Origin of the sequence: Solwaraspora sp. WMMA2059, assembly GCF_027497315.1 — a bacterium.
GTDB lineage: Bacteria > Actinomycetota > Actinomycetes > Mycobacteriales > Micromonosporaceae > Micromonospora_E.
In genome coordinates this window covers 2,191,720-2,207,412 of record NZ_CP114908.1, presented here as the reverse complement: position 1 = coordinate 2,207,412, position 15,693 = coordinate 2,191,720, and the positions used below count along the sequence as shown (strand labels likewise).

Genomic DNA, 15,693 nt, shown 5'->3' with positions numbered 1-15,693 from the left:
CACCAGTTGTCCGGCTGCGGCCCGATGCTCCCTTGCGGAGCATCGGGCCGCTGTCCGTCGAATCGGCAGGTCACGGTTACTGTGGAGAGTCATTTGACTACGTGAAGTACACTTGGCTGTCTACGATCTTCCAACCACGGGGAGGGCGTACGACATGCGGTGGTGGGTACGGCTGGTTCTGACGGTCGCGGTTCTGACGACAGCGGCGGGATGCGCGCCCGCTGTCCGGTCCAACATCGGAGATGGCGACCTGACCAACGACTGGGTGGGGATCGGCACACCGAAAGTGTTCGTCCCACGGGCCGGCGAGTGCCATCCGGTCGCCGCCGGTACCGTCGGCCAGGGCGCCGAGTACCGACCCGTCGACTGCGGACAGTCCCACGAGGTAGAGACGGTCTTCGTCGGGATCTTCACCGGGGTGTACGGCGTACCGGACCACTCCCCCGCCCCCGGCTCGTCCAGCCGGCGGGCCGCCCGCGCCGACTGCGACCAGCGGGTCCGCAAGTTCCTCGGCGACGACTGGCAGGCCGGCCGGCTCCGGCTCGAAGTCGTCGTCCCGTCCACGACGGCCTGGGACGGCGGCGCCCGCTGGTACCGGTGCGACGTCGGCGAGGTGGTCAGCATGCAGGACCGCACCTTTGTCCCCCGCACCGGCAGCCTCACCGGCGCCCTCGACCAGCCGAGCCCGCTGCGCTGGGGCTGCTTCAACCCGAGCGCCAACGCCGCCGGCGACGTCGGAGTTCTCGCACCGGTGGCCTGCACCGAACCACACCAGAGCGAATTCGCCGGGCTGTACCTGGAAGCCGACCTGCCCTACGACGACTTCGCCGCGAACGCCGACCAGGTACACGAACGGTGCCGCCGGGTCGTCGCCGACTACGTCGGCCTACCCGTCGACGACGACCTGCGACACCGCTTCGGCACCATCTACGACTACCCGTTCAAGGACGAGTGGGACGACGGCAACCTCGCCGTACGCTGCCTGCTCTGGCGCGACCAACCACCGCTGACCCGCTCGGTACGCGACGGCGGCACCGCCGCCCTGCCGGTCCGTCAGGGCTGACCGACCCGGCGCAGCAACGCCACGAACATCGCGTCGGTGCCGTGTCGGTGCGGCCACAGCTGCACCGACGGCCCGGCGCCGAGCCCCGGCATACCCGCCGGCAGCAACGGCCGGGCGTCAACGAAATCCACCGGTACGCCGGACCTACGGGCCGCCTCGGTCACCGACACATGCGTCTCCACCCGGTGTGGCGAGCACGTCACGTAGGCCACCACGCCGCCCGGCCGGACCGCCCGCAGCCCGGCGGCGAGCAACTCCCGCTGCAACCGGGTCAACGGTGGCAGGTCCGACGGCTGGCGCCGCCAGCGCGACTCGGGACGGCGGCGCAGCGAGCCGAGCCCGGTGCACGGCGCGTCCACCAGCACCCGGTCGAACGCCGCCTCGGGCAGCTCCGTCCCGGCACCCACCTGACGACCGTCGGCGACGTGCACCGTGACCGGCAGCCCGCGTACCGCCTGCTCCACCAGCCGGGCCCGGTGCTCGGCGACCTCCACCGCGGTCACCTCGGCGCCGCGACCGGCCGCCAACGCGCCGAGCAGCGCCGCCTTGCCACCCGGACCGGCGCACAGGTCCAGCCACCGCCGGTCCGAACCGGACACCTCGGCTGCGGCCAACGCCGCCGCCACCAGCTGCGAGCCTTCGTCCTGCACGTGCGCCCGGCCCTGGCGGACCGCCGACACCTCGCCCGGCGCGCCGCCCGGCAGATAGACGGTGTACGGCGAGAACGCGCCCGGTGCCCCGCCGGTGGCGTCCGCCAGCTCGACCGCGTCGACCCGGCCCGGTCGGGCGCACAGGTGCACCGGTGGCGGCTCGTTGTCCTCGATCAGCAGCCGGGTCGTCTCCGCCAGGCCGTCGCCTGGCTCCTCACCGAGCGCCTCCGCGAACGCCCGGACGATCCACGGCGGATGGTGGTAGGTCACCGCCAGGTGACCTACCGGGTCGGCCTGCTCGTCCGGTGCCAGCTCCGCGAGCCAGTCGTCCAGGTCCCGGGTGGCGATCTCCCGGAGTACGGCGTTGGCGAACCCGACCGCCCCCGGCGCCACGTCATGCACCAGATCCACCGTGGCCGACACTGCGGCGTGCGCCGGAACCCGGGTACGCAGCAGCTGATACGAGCCCAGCCGCAGCGCGTCACGGGCCGGTGGATCGATCCGGTCCACCTCCCGGCCGGCCGCCCGGGCAATGATCAGATCGAGGGTGCCGACCATCCGCAGCGTGCCGTAGGTCAACTCGGTAGCGAAGGCGGCGTCGCGGCCCCGCAACTCCCGGTCCCGCAGGATCGTCGGCAACACCAGATTGGCGTAGGCGTCGTCGCGGTACACCGCCGCGACCGCCTCGTACGCCGCGTCCCGCGCCGGATCCGCCCGCCGCCGACGGCCACGCTGGTCGCGGTCGCCCCTGCCGTTCGCGACTGCGGGGCTCACTCGCTGCGCTCGCTCACTCCTCGCGCTCACCATGACCGCCCTCCGTTCACGACTGCGGGGCTCACTCGCTGCGCTCGCTCACTCCTCGCGCTCACCCGAAGAACTCGCCGGTGGTGATGCGGGCGCCGCGCGCCCAGTCCGCCGCCGACATGGCCTTCTTACCGGCGGCCCGGACCTCGCCGAGCGCGACCGGCACGGTGGCCGTACCGACCAGCAGGCGGTTACGTTCGGCCAGCGCTTCCCCAGGCTTCAGCTCCGGGCCGTCCGGCACCGGCCGGACCGGCCCGAGTTTGACCCGTTCGTCGCGGAACGTGGTCCAAGCGCCCGGCGCCGGAGTGCCGGCCCGCACCCGCCGGTCCACCGCGAACGCCGGATCGGTCCACCGCACCCGGACGTCGTCTACGGTCAGCTTCGGGGCCAGGGACACCCCGTCACCGGGCTGCGGCACCGCACGGGCGGTGCCGGCGGCGATCCCGTCGAGCACCGCGACCAGCAGCTGCGCGCCGCTGGACGCCAGCCGCTGCAGCAGGTCACCGGCGGTGTCCGTCTGGCCGACCTGATCGGTCACCGTGCCGAACACCGGGCCGGTGTCCAGCCCTTCCTCCAGCTGGAACACGCTCGCGCCGGTCACCTCGTCGCCGTGCAGCACCGCGTGCTGCACCGGAGCCGCCCCGCGCCAGGCCGGCAGCAGGGAGAAGTGCAGGTTGATCCAGCCGTGGGTGGGGATGGCCAGCGCGGTCGGCGGGACCAGGGCACCGTAGGCGACGACCGGTACGCAGTCCGGGGCCAGCTCGGTCAGCCGGCTGAGGAACTCCGGCTCCCGCGGGCGCTGTGGGGTCAGCACCTCGATCCCCCGCTCGTCAGCCCAGGCACCGGCTGCGGAGCGGACCAGCCGGCGCCCCCGCCCGGCGGGGGCGTCCGGCCGGGTGACCACCGCGACGAGTTCGTGGCCGCTGGCGGCGATCGCGTCCAGCGCGGGAATGGCGACCGCCGGGGTACCGGCGAAGACGAGTCGCATCGCCGTCACCCGCCCAGACCGAACGGGCTGGTCGCCGCACCGGGCCGGAACAGGCCACCGGGTGAGCGGTGCGGACTGACCTTCACCGTCGGCGGTGCGGCGGCGTCGTACCAGTCGGCTTCGCGGATGGCCTTCATCGCCTCCTTGCGGGTGGCGGCGTCGAGCCGGTCCAGGAACAGCACCCCGTCGAGGTGGTCCGTCTCGTGCTGGACGCAGCGGGCCAGCAGACCGCTGCCGACGATCTGCATCGGATCTCCGTACTCGTTGAAGCCCTTCGCGACGACGTTCTGTCGACGTTTGGTGTCGAAGTAGAGCCCCGGGATGGACAGGCAGCCTTCGGGGCCGTCCTGTTCCTCCTCGTCGGGGAAGTCCAGCACCGGGTTGACCAGGTGGCCCAGCAGGTCGTCGACGTGGAACGTGAATACCCGCAGCCCGACACCGAGCTGCGGCGCGGCGAGGCCGGCGCCGTTCTGATCGGTCATGCTGTCGGTCAGATCGGCGACGAGCCCGCGCAGCTCGGCGTCGAAGTCGACCACGGGCTCGGCCGCAGTGCGCAGCACCGGATCGCCGAAGAGTCGGATGGGCTGGACGGTCACGCGGTCAGGCTCCTTGTCGTGGGCAAACGGTGCCTCCAGTCTACGGGCGTACGCCGGACGTGGTGACGGACGCGGTGGTCACTCGGGCGGCCGTGACCGTGAAGTCGGGAAGACGGTATTGACGACGTGGTGATCCGGCCGTACTACTTCGTCGCTGTCAACGTTCACATCGATGATGTTGGTTGGGTCGAAGTCAGGGCCGTGGCTACGCTTCACCACCGACTTCAAACAGGCCGCGACCCACGGCGAGGTCCACTTCCTCGCCGTGGGCACCCCCTCCGGCCCGGACGGCACCTACGACCTGTCCCAGCTCACCGGCGCAGTCCACGAACTCGCACCGCATCTACACCAGCCGCCTGATCGTCGGCAAATCCACCGTCACACCCGGCACCGCCGCAAAGCTCGAAACCCTGGCCCGCAGCCTCGCCCCCGCCGCCGGGCAGATCGAAGTCGCCTGGAATCCGGAGTTCCTGCGCGAGGGCACCGCAGTGGCCGACACCCTCACCCCGGACCGCATCGTCGTCGGTGCCGACAGCGCGCCGCCGAGATGGTCAAGGCCACCGCGAACGCCTATCTGGCCACCCGCATCTCGTTCATCAACGCCGTAGCCGAGATGAGCGCCGCTGTAGGTGCCAACATCAGCGACCTCGCCGACGCAATCGGCCACGATGCCCGCATCGGACATCAATACCTAACACCCGGACTCGGCTTCGGTGGCGGCTGCCTACCCAAGGACCTCCACGCCTTCACCCAACAGGCCACCGCCGCCGACATCACTCCGGCCGTGAATCTGCTCCGCAGCGTCGACACGATCAACCAACACATGCGCCACCGTGCCATCAACCTGGCCCGCTCAGCCGTCGGAGGAACACTCACAGGACGTCGCATCGCCGTCTGGGGCGCCGCGTTCAAAGCGGGCATCGACGACGTACGCGACTCACCCGCCCTCGACGTCGCCACCCGCCTGCACCACCAAGGCGCGACCGTCACCGTCTACGACCCCCAGGCCATGCCCCAGGCCCGGCAAGCAGCTCCGGACCTGGCCTATGCCCAGACCGCCGCTGACGCCGCTCAGGACGCCCACATGGTCATTGTGGCCACCGGCTGGCCCGAGTTCGGCGCGCTCGACCCACAGACTATCGCCGACCGATCCGCACCCCGATCCTGCTCGACACCCGGGGAGTCATCACCGTACCCCGCTGGATGGCCGCCGATTGGACCGTCCTCAGCCTCGGCTATCGGACATAGCCGCCAACCCCGGTGGGGCGGCACCTGCCGCCCCACCGGCTACCGGCAGTCTGAAACGAAAGCCGCGACAGACACCCCGTCGAGTCGCGCGTGTCCAAGCCCAACCCGTACCGGCTGCCGGCCGTTGTGCCGAAACCGCAGCAGTTCCGCCCTGTCGACGGCGGCCTCGCCCAGATGCAGATCCCGCCGCCTGTCGACCCAGTCCACCAGCCCCTGCCGGTCGCGGACCTCACCGGTGAAGTGCACCAGCGTGGCGTACCAGATGTCACGGTGATAGCTGTCCTCGAACCAGCCGTCGGACCCCAACTCCTCACCGAGCCGATCAGCGAACCCGTCAGCAGCATCGTCAAGGGGAAACGCACACATCATCACCCCGGACGGCGTGAGCGTCACCCCGCGCAGCCTGAACCGGACTGGCCGACACTCCGCAGCCGCCCGGCCCAGTGCAGCCGCACACCGACCCGCCAGCGGATCGCCCACAGGAACATCGCGGCGATGAGTCTCAATGGCTCGGACCGTGAAATGCACCGCCTCCGGGGCGCCGGTCGGCCAGTGACCCGGACCGGCCAACCTCATCACCTCGGCGGTCACCGCAGCCAGCCTCGACACGCTGTCCGTATCGGGAACGAACACCACCGACGTCCCCCACCGGCCACCCTCAACCGGCGGCGTGTCCCGGTAGTGGGTCCCAGACAGGACCGCTTCACGACCCTGAACGAACAACCGGTCGAACGCCGCCGCGTAGGAGGCATCCGCCGCCGCCCTGTCCGAACCCCATGATCGCCTCGTCCTCGGCACCCGGCGCAGCCTACGCCGATGCCAAGCCCATACCCAGACGAACTCCCGTGCACGTCCCTCGTCTGGCTAAAGCCAGCTAGAGCAGGTCGAGCGGGTCGATCTGGATGCGTACCGGCTGGCCGGCACGGCGGGCGGTGCGGGTGCCGGCCGCCACCCGCAGCTGCCGGGCCAGTTCGGCCGCCTGCGACCGGCGGACCCGGATCAGCATCCGTTCCTGGCCGTCGGCCGCCGGCACCGGACCGAGCAGTTCGGCGCTGTCCGGCATCCGCAACGCGGCCAGCAGTTCGGCCACCGCCTCGGCGGGGCCGGTCACGCTGGCCATCCGGGCCGCCGGCGGGAAACCCAGCTCCCGCCGGTCGGCCAACTCGCGGGCGGCGAACCAGCCGGGATCCCAGCGCAGCAGTGCCTGCACCGGGGCGAGCCCGCCGTCGGCGACCACCACCACCTGGCCGCCGTCGGCCGCCGGGCGGGCCAGCGCGGCGGCGGACAGCCAGCGGCGTAGTGCCTCCTCCGCCGCCCGCAGGTCGGCCCGGGTCAGCAACGCCCAGGTGTCCAGCAGCAGTACGGCGCCGTAGCCACCGGCGGCCACCGGCTCGGCGCCCGGGGTGGCGACCACCACCGCCGGCTCGGCCGGCACCGAGGTGAGCACCTCGTCGCGGCCGGAGGTCCGCACCGTGGTGCCGGCGAACGCCCGGCCCAGCTCTTCGGCGGTACGCCGGGCACCGGTCACCGACGCCCGCAACCGACGCCCGTGGCAGTGCGGGCAGGCGTAGCCGGCGGCCGGCCGGCCGCACCAGCGGCACTGTGCGGTGGCGGTCGCCGCCGGCAGGGCCAGCGGGCCGGAGCAGTGCGGGCAGCGGGCCGGGGTCCGGCAGTCCGCGCAGGACACCGCCGGCAGGTAGCCGCGCCGGGGCACCTGCACCAGCACCGGCATCTCGGCCTGCAACGCCGTACGGGCGGTGGCGAAGGCCAGGCTGGGCAGCCGGGCGGTGGCAGCACCCGCGTCGCGGGCCAACTGGGCATCGTCGCCGGCCGGAGTGACCCGTGGGGCACGTCGCCGGACGGTCGCCCGGGCGGCGATGATTTCCCGGGCCCAGCCGGTCTCTACCAGCTGCTGCGCCTCGCCGGAGCGGGCGAAACCGCCGAGCAGCGCCGCGACCCCGCCCAGCTGTGCCCGGGTGAGCAGTACCTCGCGGGCGTGCGGGTAGGGCGCACGCGGTTCGGCGTGCACGTCGTCGCCGTCGTCCCAGATGGCGACCAGGCCCAGATCGGCGACCGGGGCGAACATCGCGGCCCGGGTGCCGACGACCACCTTGACCAGGCCGCGTCTCGCCGCGAGGAACGCCCGGTAGCGCCGGGCCGGGCCGAGCGCCGCGGTGAGCACCACGTGCCGACCGGCACCGAGGACCCGGCGCAGGGCCGCGTCGAGCCGGTCGACGTCACGTCCGTCCGGCAACACCGCGATCGCGCCCCGACCGGCCCGTACGGTGGCGGCGATCGCCTCGGCGTACCGGGCCGGCCAGTCCTCGCCGGGCAGCGGCGCCCAGACGGCGCGGGCCGGCCGGCCGTCGGCGACGGCACGTAGAAACGCGGGTCCGGACGGGTACGCCGCCCATCCGGCGGCGTCGGTCGGCGCAGCGTCGGATGGCACAGCGGCCGGTGGCGCGGCGGCCAGTGGCGCGGTGGCGGGACCGGGCTCCGGTTCGCTGGGCTCCTGCTCGACGCGGGCGTGTCTCGGCGGCACGGCCAGCCGCAGCACGTCGGCCAGGTGCCCGGCGTACCGGTCGGCGACGGTGCGGGCCAGAGCCGCGATCTCGGCGCTGAGCACCCGTTCCGGCGAAACCAGCTTGTCGAGGAAGGCGAGCTTGCCGTCGTGGCCGGAGGCGGCCACCCGGTCCAGCACCCACCCGGCCACCAGTTGGCCGGCGAAGCGGACCCGGACCCGGGTGCCCGGCTGCACACCGTCGTCGAGCTCCGCTGGGACCAGGTAGTCGAACGGTCGGTCCAGGTGCGGCAGCGGCACGTCGACGCAGATGCGCGCGACCGGCAGCCGGTCGGCCGGCTGTCGGTCGCATGCCGCGCGGGTGCTCACCGGGCCATCCTGCCCGGCTGCCGGACTGGCCGGCGACCCGCCACCCCCGATGGTCGTCCAGCGGCGACAGGTCAGGCTCCGGCGGCGGCCTTCAGGTCCGCAGCCCGGTCGGTGCGCTCCCAGGCGAACTCCGGCGTTTCCCGACCAAAGTGGCCGTAGGCGGCGGTCGGCCGGTAGATCGGCCGCAGCAGGTCCAGGTCGCGGATGATCGCGGCCGGCCGCAGGTCGAACACCTCGCCGATCGCCCGTTCGATCCGGTCCACCGGCACGTTCTCGGTGCCGAACGTCTCCACGAACAGGCTCACCGGGTGGGCCTTGCCGATCGCGTACGCGACCTGCGCCTCGCACCGCTCCGCCAGCCCGGCGGCCACGACGTTCTTGGCGACCCAGCGCATCGCGTACGCCGCCGAGCGGTCCACCTTAGACGGGTCCTTGCCGGAGAACGCGCCGCCACCGTGCCGGGCGTACCCACCGTAGGTGTCCACGATGATCTTCCGGCCGGTCAGGCCGGCGTCGCCCATCGGTCCGCCGATCTCGAAGCGCCCGGTCGGGTTGACCAGCAGCCGGTAGCCATCGGTGTCCAAACCGAGGCCCTCCAGCTCGGGGGCGATCACGTGCTCGCGCACGTCCGGGGTGAGCAGTGACTCCAGCGAGATGTCGGCGGCGTGCTGGCTCGAGACGACCACGGTGTCCAGCCGCGCCGGCCGCAGCCCGTCGTACTCGACGGTGACCTGGGTCTTGCCGTCCGGCCGCAGGTACGGGATGGTGCCGTCCTTGCGGGTCGCCGACAGCCGTCTCGCCAGCCGGTGCGCCAACGCGATCGGCAGCGGCATCAGCTCCGGCGTCTCCGAGCAGGCGAATCCGAACATCATGCCCTGGTCGCCGGCGCCCTGGGCGTCGAGCGCGTCGTCGGCCGACTCGCCGACCCGGCGCTCGATGGCGGTGTCGACGCCCTGGGCGATGTCCGGCGACTGTGCGCCGATCGACACGCTCACGCCGCAGGACGCGCCGTCGAACCCTTTCTTGGAGGAGTCATAGCCGATCCCCAGGATCGTCTCGCGAACGATGGCCGGGATGTCCGCGTACGCCTGGGTGGTGACCTCCCCCGCGACGTGTACCTGGCCGGTGGTGATCAGGGTCTCGACCGCGACCCGGGACCGGGGGTCCTGGGTCAGCAGCGCGTCGAGGATCCCGTCGCTGATCTGGTCGGCGATCTTGTCCGGGTGGCCCTCCGTGACAGACTCGGAGGTGAAGAGACGGCGTGCCACGGTACTCCTTGAATCCGAAAGCAATGGTTCCCGGCAGTCTAGTCATCCACGTTGGGGTCTGGTGCCGTGCCGACCAAGGAATCCGGCGGTTCGCCGACCGACGTAGCGCAGCTCACTGCGACAGTCGGGCCACTACCAGATCCCATATGTCGTCGGCGAGCTGCTCCTTGCCCCGTTCGTCGAGCACCGCGACCGGACCGTCGGCGTCGAGCACTGTGGCCGAGTTGACATCCGCGCCGAACACCCGGTCGACACCCACCTGGTTGGCGACGATCAGGTCCGCGTTCTTGCGCGCCAGCTTCGCCCGGGCGTTGGTCAGCAGGTCCCCGGTTTCCGCGGCGAACGCGACGAGGAGCTGTCCGGGTCGCTTTGCCGCGCCGAGTTCGGCGGCAATGTCCGGGTTGGTGACCAGTTCGATCACTGGCGGTCGCCCGCCGTCGTCTTTCTTGATCTTCGTGGGTGCGTAGCTCGCCGGCCGGAAGTCGGCCGGCGCCGCGGCCATCACGACCACGTCGGCTTCGGCTGCTGCGGCGAGCGTGGCGACCCGCAGCTCCTCGGTGCTGCCCACCCGAATCAGCCGGACACCGGCCGGATCCGGCAGCGACACGTTCGCGGCGATCACCGTCACCTGCGCGCCACGGGCGACGGCGGTACGGGCGAAGGCGTACCCCTGCTTGCCGGACGACCGGTTGCCGAGGAACCGCACCGGGTCGAGCGGTTCACGGGTGCCGCCGGCGGTGACCACCACCCGACGGCCGGTGAGGTCGGCGACAGCACCGGGCGGGCGGGCCAGGACCCGGCGGGCGACGGCGAAGATCTCCCCGGGGTCGGGCAGCCGGCCCTTGCCGGTGTCGGACCCGGTCAGCCGGCCGGTCGCCGGGTCAATGACCAGCACCCCGCGGCGGCGCAGCAGCGCCACGTTGTCGGCGGTGGCCGGATGCTCCCACATCTCGGTGTGCATCGCCGGGGCGAACAGCACCGGACACCGGGCGGTCAGCAGGGTGTTGGTGAGCAGGTCGTCGGCGAGCCCGTGCGCGGCCCGGGCGATCAGGTCCGCTGTGGCCGGGGCAACCAGCACCAGGTCGGCCTGCTGGCCGAGCCGCACGTGCGGCACGTCATGGACGTCGCTGAAGACATCATCGGCGACCGGCTGCCCGGACAGCGCCGACCAGGTCGGCGCACCGACGAAACGCAACGCCGCCGCAGTCGGCACCACCTTGACCTGGTGGCCCGACTCGGTCAGCAGCCGGAGCAGCTCGCACGCCTTGTACGCAGCGATCCCGCCACCGACGCCGAGAACGACCCGGGGCGGGACGCGGGCCGGCGTACCGGCGCTCAGGGCTGGTCGGTGGGCTCGGCGGTGAGCAGGTTGGAGTTGATCTCTCGCATGGCGATGGAGAGCGGCTTCTCCTGCGGCGTGGTCTCCACCAGCGGTCCGACGTACTCCAGCAGGCCCTCACCGAGCTGGCTGTAGTACGCGTTGACCTGGCGGGCACGCTTGGCGGCGAAGATCACCAGGGCGTACTTCGACGAGGTCTTCTCCAGCAGCTCGTCGATGGGCGGGTTGGTGATGCCTTCCGGGCTGGCAATGGATCCCACGGGATGCAACCTTTGTGTCGTCGGGCTCTGTCGCTGGGTGTCATCGTCTAACCAACGTCGTGAACCGGTGCTGCCAGACCAGACCGGGCTGTCAGACCGGGCTGTCAGACCGGGCTGTCAGACCGGGCGGTGCGACTGGGCGTCGGTCAATAATGACGAACCGAGCAATCCTACCAGCTCGATTGCGGCTCGCGTCACATCGTCGTTGACCACCGTGACGTCGAACTCCTGCTCGGCGGCCAGCTCCTCGTCGGCGTGCTCCAGCCGGCGACGGATCGTCTCCTCGTCGTCGGTCCCCCGACCGACGAGGCGCCGTTTCAGCTCCTCGACGCTGGGTGGCGCGAGGAAGACCAGCTGGGCCTCGGGCATCGCCGCCCGCACCTGCCGGGCACCCTGCAGGTCGATCTTCAGCAGCACCGGCTCGCCGGCGCGTAGTCGTTGCTCGACCGCCGAGCGCGGAGTGCCGTAGAGGTTGCCGGCGAACTCGGCCCACTCCAGCAGCTGCCCGGTGGCAGCCATCCGCTCGAACTCGGGCCGGTCGACGAAGTAGTAGTGGACGCCGTCGACCTCGTAGTCCCGCATCGGGCGGGTGGTCACCGAGACGGACAGCCAGATCCAGGGCGAGCGCGCCCGGATCAGCTCGATCACGCTGTCCTTGCCGACCCCGGAAGGGCCGGAGAGGACCGTGAGCCGAGCTGCCGGGCGCGCGTCGTCATACATGGTCACTGCTTGTTTCTACACCCTGCCGCGAATCAGTTCGCGGCGAACTCCCCGAGCAGGGCCTTGCGCTGCTGGTCGCCGAGGCCACGGAGGCGACGGCTGTCGGCGATCTTGAGCTTCTCCATGATCTGGGTCGCCCGGATCTTGCCGATGCCCGGCATCGCCTGCAGCACGGCGGAAACCTTCAGCTTGCCGACAACGTCGTCGGACTCCGCCCGGTCGAGCACGGCGGCGAGGGTGGTCTTGCCCTGCTTGAGTTGCTCCTTCAACTCAGCACGGGCCTTACGGATCTCCGCAGCCTTCTCCAGCGCGGCTGCGCGCTGTTCGGGGGTCAGTGACGGGAGCGGCACCAGTTCTCCTCAGGTCCCTATCGCGACGGGCGGATCGCACCGCCGCTCTGTGAAACGTGGTGTGGCCGGGAACCAAAGGGGCATGTGGTTCCCAGCGCGGGGAAAACTAGCGGTCAGCGACGTTTTCGGCAACGTGGCCGCACCACGATCACGCGGGGGTGATCGGTCACTCACTCAGACCAGAACCCCGAGAGCCTCCCGACACTTAACAAGCGTCTGTTCGGCTGCGGCCCGCAACGCCGACGGGTCCGGACCGGATTTCAGCACCTCACGGGAGTACGACGGAAGGACTGCGGAAAGCGCTTGCCCGAACACTGTCCGCAGGTCCTCGGGCCGTCCACCTTGCGCACCCAGCCCGGGGGCAAGCATTGGGCCATTGACATGCGACAGTTCATGGCCGGTGTCACCAACGGTCGCACCGACCACCAGACCGAAACTGCCAATCGGCTCCGCACCCACGTTGAGCTGCGAAATCTCATCGATCACCGTCTGAGCGACGGTGCGTCCATCGGACAGCCGGGCGTGCTGCACGGCCCGCCCCTCGGGATTCGAGGTCAGCGCGACCACGAAGACGCCGCCGCCGTGCCGGCCGGCGAGATCGAACATCGGAGCGAGCGCCCCGACGCCCAGATACGGGTTGGCCGTGACCGCGTCGACCGCCAACGGGCTCGCCGGATCGAGGTAGGCGGCGGCGTACGCGGCGACCGTCGAACCGATGTCGCCGCGCTTCACGTCAAGCAGGACGAGGGCCCCAGCCTCGCGAAACTGTCGGATAGTTGACTCTAGGACGCCGATGCCCGCAGCCCCGAATCGTTCGAAGAAGGCCGATTGAGGCTTCACCACCGCAGCCACGTCGCCAAGCGCGTCGACCGCCGTCGCGGCGAACCGGGCCAGCCCATCGACGTCGTCCGGCAGCCCCCACCGGGTCAACAGCTCCGGATGCGGGTCGACACCCACGCACAGCGGGCCCCGGACGCTGACGGCCCGGTGCAGTCGCTGACCAAAGGTCTCCATCGGCTCTCCCTTCCTCGGCGGTACCGCCGGGCGGACCTCAGCGCGGTACCGCGACGGCCGCAGCCGCCATCGCGCGGGCGATCCGCGCGATGTCATCGTCGTCCGCCGGATAGGGCGGCATGGTGTAGATCAGGTCCCGGAACGGCCGCAGCCACACCCCGGCGTCCACCGCCGCCGCAGTCGCCGCTGCCAGGTCGACCGGCCGGTCCAGCTGGACCACCCCGATCGCGCCGAGCACCCGGACGTCGCGCACGCCGGGCAGCGTCGCGACCGGGGCCAAGCCGTCGCGCAGCCCGGCCTCGATCCGCCGTACGGCGACCTGCCAGGCCGGGACGACCCCAGCCGGCGCCGGACCGGTGGCCGCAACCGGCTCGGCCCCCGCCGTCGGCGCGGCGGCGCGCAGCAGTCCGATCGAGGCGTTGGCGACCGCGCAGGCCAACGGATTGCCCATGAAGGTCGGCCCGTGGGCGAGGACCCCGCTGGCGGAGATCCCGGCGGCCACCTCCGGGGTGCACAGCGCGGCCGCCAGTGTGAGGTAGCCACCGGTCAACGCCTTGCCCAGGCAGAGCACGTCCGGTGTCACCCCGGCGTGCTCGGCTGCGAAGAACGCGCCGGTCCGGCCGAACCCGGTGGCGATCTCGTCGAAGATCAGCAGTACGTCGTGCGCGGCGGTCGCCTCGCGCAGGGCGCGCAGGTACGCCGGATGGTGGAACCGCATGCCGCCGGTGCCCTGCACCACCGGCTCGACGATCACCGCGGCGATCTCGTCCGCGTACCGGGCCACCGCGTCGACCAGCTCGGCCAGGTACCGCTCGTCCGGCGCCCCCGCGAAGTCGCCCGGCGGGGCGGACACGAACACCTGCGCCGGCAGCACTCCGCGCCACAGATGGTGCATCCCGCCCTCGGGGTCGCAGACGCTCATCGGGTGGAAGGTGTCCCCGTGGTAGCCGCCGCGCCAGGTGGCCAACTTGCGCCGGCCGGGCCGACCCCGACCCAGCTGGTACTGCAGGCCCATTTTGATGGCGACCTCGACGCTCACCGAGCCCGAGTCGCAGAGGAACACGTGCTCCAGGCCGGACGGGGTGATCTCCACCAGGGTCTGTGCGAGGCGGACCGCCGGCTCGTGGGTGAGCCCGCCGAACATCACGTGCGCCATCCGACCCAGCTGGTCGGTGACGGCCGCGTCCAGCACCGGGTGCTGGTAGCCGTGCACGGCGGCCCACCATGACGACATTCCGTCGACCAGTTCCCGCCCGTCGGCCAGCCGCAGCCGGACTCCGGCGGCGCTGTCGACCAGCAGGGGCGCCATGGCCGGGGGCAGCGCGGCGTACGGATGCCAGACGTGCCGGCGGTCCAGCTCCCGTAACCGCTCGGCGCGGTGGCCGTCGCCGGGCACCGGCAGCTGTGCGCTCACCGGCCCCGGGCCCGCCGGACGCGGTGCGCTCATCGGCCCCGGGCCTGCCGGGCGATCGCCCGGACCAGCCCCGGACCACGGTAGATGAAGCCGGTGTAGAGCTGCACCAGGCTGGCGCCGGCGTCGAACATCCGGGCCGCGTCGTCCGGGTCGAGGATGCCGCCGACCCCGATGACCGGCAGCGCGCCACCGGTCTCCCGGTGGACGAAGGAGACCACCTCCCGGGCCCGGCCGGTCAGCGGCCGGCCGGACAGCCCGCCGGCCTGATCGGCCTGATCCGCGTCGGCGCCGGCCAGGCCGGAGCGGGACAGGGTGGTGTTGGTGGCGATCACCCCGGCCGCGCCCCGGGCCAGGCACACCTCCAGCAACTCGGCGATGGCCGGCTCGCACAGGTCCGGCGCGATCTTGATCAGGATCGGCCGCTCCCCCACCAGGGTCGCCAGCAGGGTGTCGAGATGTCCGCGGTCCTGCAGCTGCCGTAGCCCCGGGGTGTTCGGCGAGGAGACATTGATCACGAAGTACTGGCCGTAGCCGCTGAGAGCCTTGTACGCCGACAGGTAGTCGTCAACCGCCTCCTCGATCGGCACCACCTTTGACTTGCCGAGCGAGATGCCCAACGGCACCGGGCGGTCGGCGTGCGCCGGATGCGAGCGGCCGAACCCGGCCCGCTCGTCCAGCCGGCCGAGCACTGCGAGCCGGTCGGCGAGCGCCTCGGCGCCAGCGTTGTTGAACCCCATCCGGTTGATCACCGCCTCGCTGGTCGGCAACCGAAACAGCCGGGGTCGGGGGTTGCCCGGCTGGGGACGCGCGGTGACCGTACCGACCTCGACGAAGCCGAAACCCAACGCCGGCCAGGCGGGCAGCGCCAAGCCGTCCTTGTCCATCCCGGCGGCCAGGCCGACCGGGTTGGGGAAGTCGACCCCGAAGACGGTACGCGGCGCGGCCACCGCGTACCGGGTGCGCAACGCGGCCAGCGCCACCCGGCTGCGGGACAGGGCGGCCAGCCGGCGCAGCGTCCACTCATGGGCGGTCTCGGCGTCACCGCCGCCGAGCCGGAACAACGCCGACCGGGCCAGCCCGTACCCGCCG

At 72.0% G+C, this 15,693-nt stretch carries 15 protein-coding genes and 2 pseudogenes; 4 read left to right on the top strand and 13 right to left on the bottom strand.

Annotation, left to right across the window (positions count from 1 at the left end):
- Positions 1-265 precede the first annotated feature (265 nt).
- Positions 266-1,063 carry a septum formation family protein gene (locus O7553_RS10165; RefSeq protein WP_281554555.1) on the top strand — a complete coding sequence of 266 codons (798 nt, stop codon included), beginning with the start codon at positions 266-268 and terminating at the stop codon, positions 1,061-1,063.
- On the opposite strand, the gene O7553_RS10160 is transcribed toward O7553_RS10165, so the two are convergent.
- The 3 genes from O7553_RS10160 to def form a co-directional block, all read right to left on the bottom strand.
- Positions 1,054-2,487 carry a transcription antitermination factor NusB gene (locus tag O7553_RS10160; RefSeq protein ID WP_281554554.1) on the bottom strand — a complete coding sequence of 478 codons (1,434 nt, stop codon included), beginning with the start codon at positions 2,485-2,487 and terminating at the stop codon, positions 1,054-1,056. The genes O7553_RS10165 and O7553_RS10160 overlap by 10 nt on opposite strands.
- 91 nt (positions 2,488-2,578) lie before the next feature.
- Complete coding sequence (gene fmt, locus O7553_RS10155; RefSeq protein ID WP_281554553.1) at positions 2,579-3,505, bottom strand: methionyl-tRNA formyltransferase; 927 nt, start codon at positions 3,503-3,505, stop codon at positions 2,579-2,581.
- Positions 3,506-3,510: 5 nt separating this feature from the next.
- A complete protein-coding gene (gene def / locus O7553_RS10150; RefSeq protein ID WP_278168682.1) occupies positions 3,511-4,101 on the bottom strand; it encodes a peptide deformylase in 591 nt (196 codons plus the stop codon).
- Between the two features lie 172 nt (positions 4,102-4,273).
- Here def and O7553_RS10145 point away from each other — a divergent pair.
- The 3 genes and pseudogenes from O7553_RS10145 to O7553_RS10135 all read left to right on the top strand — a co-directional run.
- Positions 4,274-4,393: pseudogene (locus tag O7553_RS10145) on the top strand (hypothetical protein); the annotation flags it as partial.
- A gap of 49 nt (positions 4,394-4,442) precedes the next feature.
- Complete coding sequence (locus O7553_RS10140) at positions 4,443-4,709, top strand: hypothetical protein (RefSeq protein ID WP_281555559.1); 267 nt, start codon at positions 4,443-4,445, stop codon at positions 4,707-4,709.
- A pseudogene (locus tag O7553_RS10135) lies at positions 4,649-5,194 on the top strand (UDP binding domain-containing protein); the annotation flags it as partial. The gene O7553_RS10140 and the pseudogene O7553_RS10135, both read left to right, overlap by 61 nt.
- A 194-nt stretch (positions 5,195-5,388) precedes the next feature.
- Here the strand turns inward: O7553_RS10135 and O7553_RS10130 are convergent.
- From O7553_RS10130 to O7553_RS10085, 10 genes are all read right to left on the bottom strand, one after another.
- Complete coding sequence (locus O7553_RS10130) at positions 5,389-5,742, bottom strand: hypothetical protein (protein ID WP_281554552.1); 354 nt, start codon at positions 5,740-5,742, stop codon at positions 5,389-5,391.
- A 481-nt stretch (positions 5,743-6,223) separates the two neighbouring features.
- Positions 6,224-8,182 (bottom strand): primosomal protein N', encoded by a 1,959-nt coding sequence (locus O7553_RS10125; protein ID WP_281555558.1) that lies wholly within the window; start codon positions 8,180-8,182, stop codon positions 6,224-6,226.
- Positions 8,183-8,310: 128 nt separating this feature from the next.
- Positions 8,311-9,507, bottom strand: coding sequence for a methionine adenosyltransferase (gene metK / locus O7553_RS10120; protein ID WP_281554551.1), 1,197 nt, complete (start codon positions 9,505-9,507; stop codon positions 8,311-8,313).
- Between the two features lie 112 nt (positions 9,508-9,619).
- A complete protein-coding gene (coaBC, locus tag O7553_RS10115; RefSeq protein ID WP_281555557.1) occupies positions 9,620-10,846 on the bottom strand; it encodes a bifunctional phosphopantothenoylcysteine decarboxylase/phosphopantothenate--cysteine ligase CoaBC in 1,227 nt (408 codons plus the stop codon).
- A complete protein-coding gene (gene rpoZ, locus O7553_RS10110) occupies positions 10,843-11,106 on the bottom strand; it encodes a DNA-directed RNA polymerase subunit omega (protein WP_123601182.1) in 264 nt (87 codons plus the stop codon). Before rpoZ ends, coaBC begins: the two co-directional genes overlap by 4 nt.
- 117 nt (positions 11,107-11,223) lie before the next feature.
- Positions 11,224-11,826: a guanylate kinase gene (gene gmk, locus O7553_RS10105; protein WP_281555556.1), complete on the bottom strand. Its 603-nt coding sequence runs from the start codon at positions 11,824-11,826 to the stop codon at positions 11,224-11,226.
- A gap of 32 nt (positions 11,827-11,858) precedes the next feature.
- Positions 11,859-12,176, bottom strand: coding sequence for an integration host factor, actinobacterial type (gene mihF / locus O7553_RS10100; RefSeq protein ID WP_123601181.1), 318 nt, complete (start codon positions 12,174-12,176; stop codon positions 11,859-11,861).
- A 174-nt stretch (positions 12,177-12,350) separates the two neighbouring features.
- The gene (pyrF, locus tag O7553_RS10095) at positions 12,351-13,190 is read right to left on the bottom strand and encodes an orotidine-5'-phosphate decarboxylase (RefSeq protein WP_281554550.1); all 840 of its coding nucleotides are present in this window, start codon (positions 13,188-13,190) and stop codon (positions 12,351-12,353) included.
- A gap of 37 nt (positions 13,191-13,227) precedes the next feature.
- Positions 13,228-14,637: an adenosylmethionine--8-amino-7-oxononanoate transaminase gene (gene bioA, locus O7553_RS10090; RefSeq protein ID WP_281554549.1), complete on the bottom strand. Its 1,410-nt coding sequence runs from the start codon at positions 14,635-14,637 to the stop codon at positions 13,228-13,230.
- Complete coding sequence (locus O7553_RS10085; RefSeq protein ID WP_281555555.1) at positions 14,634-15,680, bottom strand: quinone-dependent dihydroorotate dehydrogenase; 1,047 nt, start codon at positions 15,678-15,680, stop codon at positions 14,634-14,636. The genes bioA and O7553_RS10085 overlap by 4 nt, the downstream gene beginning before the upstream one ends.
- Positions 15,681-15,693: the final 13 nt, after the last annotated feature.

What these genes read in the sequence shown, in the direction of transcription:
- pyrF (WP_281554550.1), bottom strand. Translation starts at nt 13,190, where the DNA reads ATGGAGACCTTTGGTCAGCGACTGCACCGGGCCGTCAGCGTCCGGGGC.
- bioA (WP_281554549.1), bottom strand. Translation starts at nt 14,637, where the DNA reads ATGAGCGCACCGCGTCCGGCGGGCCCGGGGCCGGTGAGCGCACAGCTG.
- fmt (WP_281554553.1), bottom strand. Translation starts at nt 3,505, where the DNA reads ATGCGACTCGTCTTCGCCGGTACCCCGGCGGTCGCCATTCCCGCGCTG.
- gmk (WP_281555556.1), bottom strand. Translation starts at nt 11,826, where the DNA reads ATGTATGACGACGCGCGCCCGGCAGCTCGGCTCACGGTCCTCTCCGGC.